The sequence below is a fragment of the uncultured Bacteroides sp. genome (assembly GCF_958445495.1).
Classification (GTDB): Bacteria; Bacteroidota; Bacteroidia; order Bacteroidales; family Bacteroidaceae; genus Bacteroides.
The window spans coordinates 58,311-70,014 of sequence record NZ_CAUCSQ010000004.1; the positions used below are offsets into that span (position 1 = coordinate 58,311).

At 48.3% G+C, this 11,704-nt stretch carries 9 protein-coding genes; 5 read left to right on the plus strand and 4 right to left on the minus strand.

The genetic code is table 11. The features are described from left to right. The first annotated feature begins 57 nt into the window (after positions 1-57). Complete coding sequence (locus Q5076_RS02675) at positions 58-1,515, plus strand: S41 family peptidase (RefSeq protein WP_303010728.1); 1,458 nt, start codon at positions 58-60, stop codon at positions 1,513-1,515. Between the two features lie 6 nt (positions 1,516-1,521). Beyond that, positions 1,522-2,319 (plus strand): DUF4595 domain-containing protein, encoded by a 798-nt coding sequence (locus Q5076_RS02680; RefSeq protein WP_303010686.1) that lies wholly within the window; start codon positions 1,522-1,524, stop codon positions 2,317-2,319. Positions 2,320-2,381: 62 nt separating this feature from the next. Here Q5076_RS02680 and Q5076_RS02685 read toward each other — a convergent pair whose 3' ends face one another. Further along, positions 2,382-3,200 carry an alpha/beta hydrolase family protein gene (locus Q5076_RS02685; RefSeq protein ID WP_303010687.1) on the minus strand — a complete coding sequence of 273 codons (819 nt, stop codon included), beginning with the start codon at positions 3,198-3,200 and terminating at the stop codon, positions 2,382-2,384. A 23-nt stretch (positions 3,201-3,223) separates the two neighbouring features. Further along, entirely contained in the window at positions 3,224-3,661 is a 438-nt protein-coding gene (locus Q5076_RS02690; RefSeq protein WP_303010688.1) for a DUF2007 domain-containing protein, read from the minus strand. Between the two features lie 181 nt (positions 3,662-3,842). Here Q5076_RS02690 and Q5076_RS02695 point away from each other — a divergent pair, with 181 nt between their 5' ends. The 3 genes from Q5076_RS02695 (at position 3,843) to Q5076_RS02705 (ending at position 8,227) form a co-directional block, all read left to right on the plus strand. Next, complete coding sequence (locus Q5076_RS02695; protein WP_303010689.1) at positions 3,843-6,221, plus strand: TonB-dependent receptor; 2,379 nt, start codon at positions 3,843-3,845, stop codon at positions 6,219-6,221. Positions 6,222-6,382: 161 nt separating this feature from the next. Beyond that, on the plus strand, positions 6,383-7,690 hold the full coding sequence (locus tag Q5076_RS02700; RefSeq protein ID WP_303010690.1) for a hemolysin family protein: 1,308 nt from the start codon (positions 6,383-6,385) through the stop codon (positions 7,688-7,690). 60 nt (positions 7,691-7,750) lie between these two features. Further along, positions 7,751-8,227 carry a copper resistance protein NlpE N-terminal domain-containing protein gene (locus tag Q5076_RS02705; RefSeq protein WP_303010691.1) on the plus strand — a complete coding sequence of 159 codons (477 nt, stop codon included), beginning with the start codon at positions 7,751-7,753 and terminating at the stop codon, positions 8,225-8,227. 401 nt (positions 8,228-8,628) lie between these two features. Here Q5076_RS02705 and Q5076_RS02710 read toward each other — a convergent pair whose 3' ends face one another. Together Q5076_RS02710 and Q5076_RS02715 are read right to left on the minus strand one after the other, a co-directional pair. Then, positions 8,629-9,849: a glycoside hydrolase family 88 protein gene (locus Q5076_RS02710; RefSeq protein WP_303010692.1), complete on the minus strand. Its 1,221-nt coding sequence runs from the start codon at positions 9,847-9,849 to the stop codon at positions 8,629-8,631. Between the two features lie 50 nt (positions 9,850-9,899). Beyond that, complete coding sequence (locus Q5076_RS02715; protein WP_303010693.1) at positions 9,900-11,549, minus strand: glycoside hydrolase 43 family protein; 1,650 nt, start codon at positions 11,547-11,549, stop codon at positions 9,900-9,902. Between the last annotated feature and the right edge of the window lie 155 nt (positions 11,550-11,704).

Below are 11,704 nucleotides of genomic sequence, written 5' to 3' on the forward strand. Positions count from 1 at the left end.
CATAAATGTGGTAGATAAGCAAAGTATTTCCTACATTTGCACAGTGAAAAGCTTTTTATAATGACGAAATTAAGAAAGATACTCCTCATACCCGCCCTGATTATCGTGTGCATCAGCGGCTTTTTCTCCTGCGGCGTCGACCGGTGGCCGGAATACGCCCATCAGACCGCATTGGATACGTGGATGTATGACATCATGCAGCAGAATTACCTGTGGTATCAAGATTTGCCTTCCTATGACGACATAAACCTGTTTCTGGAACCGTCTTCATTCCTGTCTAAAGTAAAAAGCAGCAAAGACAGCTACTCATTCGCGGACTCGGTGATGGCGACTCCTCTTCCGACCTATGGGTTTGACTATTCGCTCGTCAGGAACCCGGACAACGACACAGCCTATAACGCACTGATTACTTATGTCATTCCCGGTTCACCCGCAGCTTCAGCCGGCCTGGAACGGGGCGACTGGATTGTAAAGGTGGACACTTCCTATATCAGCAAGAAATATGAAAGCCAATTGTTGCAAGGCACGGAACCGATAGAAGTGACATTGGGGAAATACCAAAAAGTCACGCCGGAAGAAACGCCGGGAGAAGACGGTAAGGAAGAGACGGAAGACGGCAAAGAGGAGACGGAAGACGATGAGGAGGAAGAAGATATCTACCGGGTGGTAATCACGGGCGAACCGGTAGAGATAGGGGCTGCAACGCCGTTGACGGACAACCCTGTCCACTGCAAAAAGATACTTCCGCTGACAGACGGAAGCAAAGTCGGTTACCTGATGTACAACAGTTTCACGGCAGGTACAAAGGAGGATGCGGAGAAATACAATGACGAATTGCGGGAATGGTCGAATGAGCTTGCACAGGAGAATATCCGCAAAGTCATACTCGACCTAAGGTATAACGAAGGAGGAAGCATTGATTGCGTCCAACTGCTAAGCACCATCTTCGTACCTTCTTATTATCATAACCAGACTATGGCATATCTTGAATACAATGACAAGAATACGGACAAGAATACAACGCTGACATTCAATACGGAACTGTTGAAGTCAGGCAGCAGCCTGGAATTAACGACGCTTATCGTCCTGATTAGCGGTGAAACGGCGGGAGCCCCGGAAATGCTGATGCACTGCCTGAACGGGAAAATCCAGCAATTGGTAGCCATCGGCAGTTCGACCAAAGGACAGAATGTGGGAACGGAACAGTTTGTCAATGAAGAATTCCTATGGTCGGTCAATCCCGTAGTATGCACGATTTACAATTCGGAACATGACACTTATTCAGGATTCAAAGCCACTTATTCCGTCAACGCTTCTACCGACTACCTGAATTTTCTGCCTTTCGGCAATCCGGAAGAAACCTTATTGAGCGTCGCCCTCGGATTTCTGAACGGTACTTACCCGCCCAAAGAAGAGGATAAAGACAAGACCGCCCGGAGCTTGAAGATAGAAAAGAGCGTAAACAGTTCTGCCAGCCGGATATTCATCGGAGGAAACGGGTTGAGAATCAAATAAAACAAAATGAAAAAACTGTCATTGTTATTAATCGGCCTCCTGATTTTCAGTTGCTCCGACGATGAAGAAGGAAACCCGGAGGAGTCCCGTTTATGGGACATCATCCTTAACGAAACCATGACAAGCGATGCGGCTTCCGTATATAAAACGGAAACGTTCTCATTTGACCGCAGCCAATTAATCCAACGCCGCATCAGCCAGAAAGTCCTGGAAAGCGAAATCAACTATGAGGCCGACCTCAGCTATTCCGGAAACAAGGTAACAGTGGCAACCGAGGGCATCACCCTGGCGTATGAGCTGAATGACGAAGGATACGCCGCCGCATGCACGTACAGCACAGCCGGTCAAAACCGCGAATATACATTCTCATATTCCCCGGAGGGATATCTGACGCAGATAGACGAAAACATCGGCAACCGGCATTATTCCGCCACGGTCCTGGCTTATGAGGACGGAGACCTGATATCCGTCACTTCCTCCCTGAATGGCGTCTCCAACACAATCCACTATTCTCCTTCAGAAGAAAGCAGCCCGTTCTATATGCCTTGCCTGACTTTATTGGATACCTATCCCTTCACCCTGCATGTAGAAGCCCTTTATGCGGGATTGTTGGGAAAAGCTCCCCGCCATCTGACGGCCCGCACCCGTCCCGAAGGCAATGACAGCGAATACACCGCCTACACGTACCGTTTCGATACGAAAGGGAACTTGGTGCAAATCGACAGCCGGACGACCGGTGACGGAAAAGAGGATTATCCCTACTCTTATCCTTGTTGGCGCAAGCTTTCAATCGCCATTCAATAAGCTCCGCCTTTGAGAGAAGCCTTTCCGGCACGGCACGCCTTTTTCCTGCATGCCGAAGCCGGTCATTTCCTGAAAAACTTATCGAAGAACAGAATCTGGTAGTCAATGGAATTATTCCAATACTGCCCGGTATGCCCACCCGGACGAGTGATAAAATCATGGTCTATCTTTCTAGCCAACAACCGGTTATGCAAATCCTTATTCACATTCAGGAAGAAATCCGACTCGCCGCAATCAAAGATAATCGCCAAATCTCCATTTTCAATCTTATCAATCTGGTTAATGACCGTATGCTCGTCCCACACTTTCTTGTTCCGGGCAAATTCTCCCAACTGTTTCGGCATTTCCCAATTCAACGGGAACGGACGGATATCTACCCCGCCGCTGGTACTGCCCGCAGCGCCGAACACATCCTTATGGCGGATGGCATTCCACATAGCTCCGTGCCCGCCCATGCTCAATCCGGTTATGGCACGTCCTTTCCGGTCGGCAACCGTCTTATAACGGCCGTCGATATATTTCACCAGTTCCGACGAGACAAATGTTTCATAACGATAGGACGGATTCTTCGGGCTATCCCAATACCAGCTATTCTTCCCGTCCGGGCAAACGAAAATAATCCCTTTCTCGTCTGCAATCCGGGGAAGGTCCGGCTTTATGCCAATCCACGTGTCGGCATTTCCGCCATAACCGTGCAGTAAATAAATGACAGGACAAGCTACGGCTTTCTTTCCCGACGCGGCATCCGGAGCAACCACTATAACCCGGACATCCTTATTCATGGAGGGGCTATTAACCGACAAAGTATCCACCCGCGCGGCAAAAGAAGGCGCCGCCAGTACTAATAATAAAACAGCTAACAAAAAATTTCTCTTTTTCATTACAGGTATATAATTAGATAATGTTATTCTTCCGTCTCCCCCCGCGAAGAAGGAAATACAGCCACAGGCGTTTCAAAGGTGCGGCGGCACTGCCCGCACGTATATTCCCAATGGTTATCTCCCGGAGGAGCCGCCGCCAACATCGAAAGAATGGCCGCCCCTACCGCGCGCAACCGATGTCCTTTCCGCAGCACGAACTTGATGTCCGGCGAACCGCAGTACGGGCAGAGCGTCAGCTCTTCGGGCCAACTTTGGTTTTCCTTCAACACCCGGACCGCCTTCTCATAATCCTCGTCCGCAACCAGTATGTCCACCCCCGCTATGCTGCTTACACAACTTTTATATAAAGTAGAAAAATTCTCATTATGCAGAATAGATTCAATTCCTTCATTCTCCAACGCCCCTTGAAGGATGTGTGCTTTCATCGCATCATTGCAGGTAATCAACTTAACGGTCCTCATAAAAAATCAAGTTTTAATATTTCCTACAAAAATAAGACATTAAAACGAAACGTAAAACAAAATCGGGTTTACTTTGTCGGGAAAGCTCTTCCGGACTACCGGCACAAACGCCGTTTTATTCACGGAACCGTATCTTCCTTTCATACATTTTTCGTATTTTCGCAAAGTAAACTGTAACCGTATGAAAAGACTATTGGCTATTTCCCTGTTTCTCCATATCCTATTCTCCCTGCTGCAGGCGCAACCCGTGCACCGGATAAAAGGGACGGTAATCGATAAAAATACCCGGGTTCCCCTGGAATTCATCAACGTAACGGTTATCGGCCTGAATAAGGGCGGCGTCACCGATGCGGAAGGACGTTTCACCATCGAACAAGTCCCTCCCGGCATCTACTGCCTCCGGGCGACGGCAATCGGCTACAAAAGCGTCGTCACCCCCGAATATATCCTGTCTACCAAAGACCTGAACGTCCCGATAGAAATGGAAGAAAACCGGACCGAACTCGAAGGTGTGACCATTACCGCTTCCCCTTTCAGGCGGGATGTGGAAAGCCCTGTCAGCCTGCGCATCATCGGAATACAGGAGATAGAAAAAAGCCCCGGAGCCAACCGGGACATCTCACGCATCGTACAATCCTATCCGGGAGTCGCCTTCTCGCCGATAGGCTACCGCAATGACCTGATTGTACGCGGAGGGTCGCCTTCCGAGAACCGTTTCTATCTCGACGGAGTGGAAATCCCCAACATCAACCATTTCAGCACGCAGGGAGCCTCCGGCGGCCCGGTAGGAATCCTCAATGCCGACCTGATACGGGAAGTCAACTTCTACACCGGCGCATTCCCCGCAAACAAAGGAAATGCGCTCAGCTCTGTCCTCGACTTCAAACTCCGCGACGGAGACATGGAACGTAATTCATTGAAGGCGACGCTCGGAGCCTCTGAGGTTTCCCTCGCCTCCAACGGGCATCTGGGCAAAAAGACTTCCTACCTGGTGTCCGTACGGCAATCCTACCTGCAATTCCTGTTCGATATGCTCGGTTTGCCTTTCCTGCCCACTTTCACCGATGCCCAGTTCAAAATAAAAACCCGGTTCGACCGGCAAAACGAGCTGACCGTCCTGGGACTGGGAGGGATTGACAACATGCGGCTGAACACCGAAGCCGACAGTGAAGACAATGAATATATCCTTAGTTATCTCCCTAAAATCAAACAGGAAACGTTTACTTTGGGAGCCGTGTACCGCCATTATGCCGGCGCACACATACAATCGGCGGTAGTCAGCCACAGTTATTTGAACAACCGCAACACCAAATACAGGCAAAACGATGACAGCAGTCCGGACAACCTGATGCTCCGCCTCCGCTCTACCGAACAGGAAACCAAGTTCCGCTTCGAGAACAGCACCGTTTTCCGAAACTGGAAAATCAATCTCGGCGTCAACCTGGATTACAGCCAGTATGCCAATACGACTTTCCAACGGGTATATACCGACCAGTCGCAAACTTACGACTATCATACTTATCTGGGTATTTTCCGCTGGGGACTTTTCGGAACAATCAACTACACGTCGACAGACGACCGTTTCACCGCTTCTTTGGGATTACGGGCAGATGCCAACAACTATTCATCGGCCATGAAAAGCCTCTCCGACCAACTGTCTCCACGCCTGTCGCTCTCCTATCAACTGACAGACCGCTGGTTTCTCAGCGGAAACGCGGGACTTTACTACCAGTTACCCGCATATACGGCCCTGGGTTTTAAAAACAACTACGGAACGTTTGCCAACAAATACAGCCTCCGTTACATGCAAGTCAGCGAAGGAAGCCTGGGAGCCAGTTGGCGGAAAGGAGACACGTTCGAAGTGTCTGTCGAAGGATTTTACAAAGACTATGACAAGATTCCGTTGTCGGTAACAGACGGCATTCCTCTAAGCTGCAAGGGAAACGACTACGGGGTAATCGGCAACGAACCGCTGACTTCGACGGCGCAGGGACGCTCTTACGGCGCGGAACTTTTAGTCAAATGGCTTATCGCCAAGAAACTAAACCTGGCTTCATCCTTTACCGTTTTCAAAAGCGAATACCGGAAGGACAAAGAGAGCGAATACATAGCATCCGCCTGGGACAACCGGTATATCTTCAATTTGCGGGGAACCTACTCCCTTCCGCACCAATGGAGCTTCGGACTGAAAGTGAGCTGTATCGGCGGCGCTCCATATACCCCCTACGACGAAGACAAGTCATCGCTGGTAGCAGCGTGGGATGCGCAGGGAAAAGCCTATTACGACTATTCGAGATATAACCGGGAACGTCTCCCCGCTTTCGCGCAGATGGACATACGCATCGACAAGACCTTTTACCTGAAACATGGCATGCTGGGATTTTACCTCGACATCCAAAACATCACAGCCAGTAAACTAAAACAACAAGACGTACTTATGAGCACCGGCGTTATCGAAAACCCGGAAGCTCCCGCCGCCGCGCAACGTTACAAAATGAAACGTATCGGACAGTCAAGCGGCACATTGCTCCCGACATTGGGAATCACCTTCGAATATTAAAACCGCAGGCAACGGCATATTCTCAAACGGAACATGCCTTTTTCCCGTTTCAGATACAAAAAAGACAACAGTATTATTAAAATTTCATTAATATATTACACAAATTTGCATCGTGTCGTGATTTCATGTAATTTCGGAGCAATAACCATTTAAATCCATTTATGGAATTTCTTATCATTATTCTTTTACTCGTACTGAATGGCATTTTTGCCATGTACGAAATCGCGCTGGTATCTTCCAGCAAAGCACGTCTCGAAACTCTTGTAGCCAAAGGCAACAAATCCGCCCGCGGAGTATTAAAACAACTGGAAGAACCGGAAAAGTTCCTGTCTACCATCCAAATCGGCATCACGCTGATTGGCATCGTATCCGGTGCGTATGGCGGCGTAGCTATCGCCGATGACCTTGTGCCTTTCTTTTCCCTCATTCCGGGGGTAGAGATGTACGCACGCAATCTGGCTATGGTGACTACTGTAGCGGTCATCACCTATCTTTCTCTCATCATCGGTGAGTTAGTTCCCAAATCCATCGCGCTCAGCAATCCCGAACGGTATGCAATCCTCTTCAGCCCGATTATGATTCTGCTGACAAAAATATCGTATCCGTTCGTCTGGCTGCTCAGCGTTTCCACCCGCCTGTTAAACAAGCTAATCGGACTGAAGAATGAAGAACGCCCGATGACGCAGGAGGAGATTAAGATGATTCTCCACCAAAGTTCGGAACAGGGAGTAATCGACAAAGAAGAGACGGAAATGATACGCGACGTGTTCCGTTTTTCCGACAAACGCGCCAATGAGCTGATGACACACCGCAGAGACCTCGTTATCCTCCATCCTGACGATACGCGGGAAAAAGTCTTGAAAACGGTTGAAGAAGAACATTACAGCAAATATCTGCTGGTGGACGAACGGAAAGATGAAATATTGGGAGTGGTATCCGTAAAGGATATCATCCTGATGATAGGCAACCGGAAGGAGTTCAACCTGCGGGAAATAGCCCGTCCTCCCCTCTTTATTCCGGAAAGTTTGTATGCGAACAAAGTTTTAGAGCTGTTCAAGAAGAACAAAAACAAGTTCGGAGTTGTTGTTAACGAGTATGGCAGCACGGAAGGCATCATTACCCTGCACGACCTGACCGAAAGCATCTTCGGAGACATCCTTGAAGAGGACGACACGGAAGAAGAGGAAATCGTCACCAGGCAGGACGGATCGATGCTGGTAGAGGCTTCCATGAACATCGACGACTTCATGGAAGAGATGGGAATTCTGTCTTATGAAGACCTGGAATCCGAAGATTTCACAACTCTGGGCGGACTGGCGATGTTCCTGATAGGCCGTATTCCGAAAGCTGGAGACGTATTCACCTACAAAAACCTGCAATTCGAGGTGATGGATATGGACCGGGGACGGGTAGACAAGTTGCTTGTCATCAAAAGGAATGAGGAAGAGGAGGAAAAAGAAAAGGAATAGGACCAAAGGATGAACCGAGCAATAGCTCACTATATTTATATTAACTTAAAGCACTTAACGATGAAAAAAGTAATTATGTTAGCAGCGGTGGTAGCTGCTTTGGCATCTTGCCAATCAAAAGCCAACAAAGCCGCAGAGGCGGAAGCGGACAGTCTGGGCATTGCCATGACTCCAATCACTGAAATGACAGAAGTCTATGCAGGCACCCTTCCTGCCGCCGACGGACCGGGAATAGACTACGTACTGACCCTGAATGCGGCAACCGACGGCGTGGATACCGTTTATACGCTGGATATGACTTATCTGGATGCGGAAGGCCAGGGCAAAAACAAGACTTTTACTTCCACCGGTAAACAACAGACATTGAAAAAGGTAGTAAACAAGAAACCGGTCACCGCCGTCAAGCTGACGCCCAAAAACGGTGAAGCGCCGATGTATTTCATGATTGTGAACGATACGACTCTGCGCTTGGTAAACGATAGTTTACAGGAAGCTGTCAGCGACCTGAATTACGATATTGTCAAAGTAAAGAAATAACAACCCGAACCTGTTAAAAAGAGATGTCTCAAACTGGAAATTGAAAGTTGAAAATCTGATAGATTGAAACCTTAAAAGGAAAAATCCCCCTATTCTTACCTTGCATTCCGATGAATGAAGGCTCAAACAGGGGGATTTTTATGTTATAACTCAATAAATCAAAAGAAAGGCTATCTTATCGTTGAAATGAACCCTAAAAGTTTTTTGTCTGACTTTTAGGGTTCATTATTTTCATACGGCCCGTTTTTTCATCCGGTTAACGTTTTCGTTTATCCGAGTACTTATTCGGTTTTCATCCAAGCATTACTTTATCCTTCATCCGAACACTTTCTTTCTCTTTCTCCGAACGATTTCTTTTTCCTCCATTCAAGCAGTTTTTCGACCTTCTTCAAACACTTATCTTACCCGAGTACCCCTTTTCCTTCCTGCAGGCGCTTCAATCTCAACAACGCCTCAATATAATAATAATCGGCATAAATAATGGAAGCGTCTATTTCCGAACGGGCCGGCCAATGTCCTACGCTATGCAGTAAAAAGGAAGGTTTGCTTTTACCGCTCCGATACTTTTCGGAACCCAGGCTTGCCAACATGTCTATCGCGGCATCCTTATAACGTTTGCCCGTACCATTGGGAAGATAGACAGACAATTCAAGCAAAGCGGAAGCGACAACCGATGCGGCCGAAGCGTCACGGGGAGCATCAGGTATCCCCGGAGCGCTGAAATCCCAATAAGGCACTTTGTCTTCCGGCAGACGTTCAAGATAAACATCCGTTACCTTCTGCGCAAAATCAAGATATTTGGGGTCTTTCGTCTCACGGTAGACCACAGTATATCCGTAAATCGCCCATGCCTGCCCGCGCGCCCACATCGTACTGTCTGCATATCCCTGATGAGTTACCCCCTTAATCAGGTTGCCCGTAATCGTGTCATACACCGCCACATGATAAGATGTGTAATCGGGACGGAAATGGCATTTCATCGTTTTATCGGCATGGGAAACGGCGATGTCGTACAAATACGGGTTTCCTCCATTCTTAGCCGCCCAGAAAAGCATCTCAAGGTTAATCATATTATCCATGATTGTATTGTGGGGCCAATTGCGCGGTTCCACTTCGCGGGGCCATGAAAGCATTGTCCCCACCACCGGGTTAAATAAAGTCGCCAGAGAATCGGCGGTATCCAGAATGACTTTCTTGTAAGCCGGATTATGCGTCAGGCGGTAACCGTTTCCGTAACTACAAAATATCAGGAAACCCAAATCATGGTCATAAGCAGGAATCCGGGAAAGGAACTCAAGAGAAGCCGTAAACTTCTCCGCTTCTTCCAGAATGGATTTGTCTTGCGTATATTCGTAATCGTACCAGAGCACTCCCGGCCAGAAGCCGGCGCACCACTCCTCTTTCGTTGCCTTGCGGCAGTTCCAATGTTGTTCATCCGCCATAATATTACGCGGCATCATCGTGTAGTCAATCCCCGAACCGGTTTTTAATTCCGCAAGCGTACGCTGCGTCTGTTCCGCACAATAATCCAATGCCTTATTCACGTCCAATGTGCCGGAAGGCCTATGAGTACACGTACAGAACCCTAACATCACAGCCAAACCTACTACAATCTTTTTCATCTTAGTTCAATATCTTCGCGTTAATTCTTTATTCTCTGTTTCATTCTCTGTTATTCGGTCATCCGGAACCAGTCTACATCCGCCCATCCGCGGTTTCCCTCATTGGGAGTCACGCAAAACACCCCGACTTTGGCCCCAATCCATTTACCTTGACGGGCTTTGAAAGATTCTCCCGCCGCCATGTATTTCTTTCCGTCCAGGCTATAGGCGAACGTGCAGACAGCGCCTTTGCGCACCTTCACGCGCAAATAAACTGTTTGCCACTCATTATCCGCCACCCCCGGCATTTTCAGGTATTTTACAGGAATAGCGGCGAGCTCTTTCACCTGTTCGGGATTCCGCATCTCCGCATCCTTGCATATCGCCTGCTGTAAAACAAACTTATCGCCTGCTTTACGAACGGAGAGATAACTGTAGTCCCATCCCATTATAATCAGTCCGGCTTGTTCTCCATCCTGTTTGGCGGTGAACGTCAGCTTTGCGGTAGCGGTGAACTCTTCCGCCGGGAATTTCTGCATCAGCAAGTTGGGTACTTCCCAGAAATTCACGAATTCTTTGGAAAGGCTGCCCGCATACAAACGGATGTATCCCAAGTCCGTAGTAAAACCGTAAGTATCCTGTTTATTGGCATGCCATTGCCACTGCAATCCCAAGTGGCGGGTATTGAACTCATCGCTTTCGGGAGGAGTGGCGACCGGGTAAGCTTTGCCGACATCCGGCTTCCTGTAGGTACTGACCGGTTCCCCGCACCCATCTTTGTCCTTATCTATACCGATGACCGGCCAATCCGCTTTCCATTCCATCGGATTCAGGTGAATCACCCGTCCGTAAGCTCCTTTATCCTGGAAATGGACAAACCAGGATTCTCCCGTATTCGTATCCACCCACGCCCCCTGATGAGGCCCGTTGATGTCCGTCTTTCCTTGTGCCATCACAATCTTCGACTCATAAGGACCGTAAATATTCTTCGACCGGAGTACTAACTGCCATCCCGTGGCTACACCTCCCGCCGGGGCAAAAATGTAATAATACCCGTTACGTTTATAAAGTTTCGGCCCCTCTACGGTATGGTTCTTTCCGTCATTCCCGTCAAATACCATGACAGGAGCGGAAATCGCTTCGGTTCCTTCGGCATTCAGTTCGCAAATCACCGCAATGCTGTTTATCCCGCTCCGGCTGGCCGCATAAGCATATACGAGATACACCTTGCCGTCTTCATCCCAAAGGGGAGTCGGGTCAATCATTCCTTTCCCCGCTTTTACCAGCACGGGTTTACTCCATTTCCCTTTCGGGTCTTTTGTTTTTATCATGTAAATTCCAAAATCAGGGTCGCCCCAGTAGATATAGAATTCCCCGTTATGAAAACGGATAGACGGTGCCCATACCCCCTTTCCATGCTGCGCCTTATCAAAGAAATCCTCCGGTTCCTGTACCGGCAACGCATAATTCACCAACGACCAGTTCACAAGGTCATTGGAGTGGAGGATAGGAAGTCCGGGTATGCAATTGAAACTGGAAGCTGTCATATAAAAGTCGTCTCCCGCCGCACATACGTCCGGGTCGGAATAATCGGCATGAAGGACCGGGTTCCGATAAGTACCATCGCCCTTATCGGCAACCCAGGTCCCGGATATTTCCTGTGCGCCTGCCAGAGTACAGCAAGCAATCATCCCTGCTAAAAACAGAATCTTTTTACGCATAGTAATTTAACTAATACTAATTAATTCATTTAAAATAATAAATCGTCATGCCTAAAAACATTTCTTTTTGCCTTTCCTGAAAATTAATCATACGGAAAACCGAATCCGTCTCTTTTCCTAATCTAAAAAGCAATCCTTTTTAACTTGTTTGCATA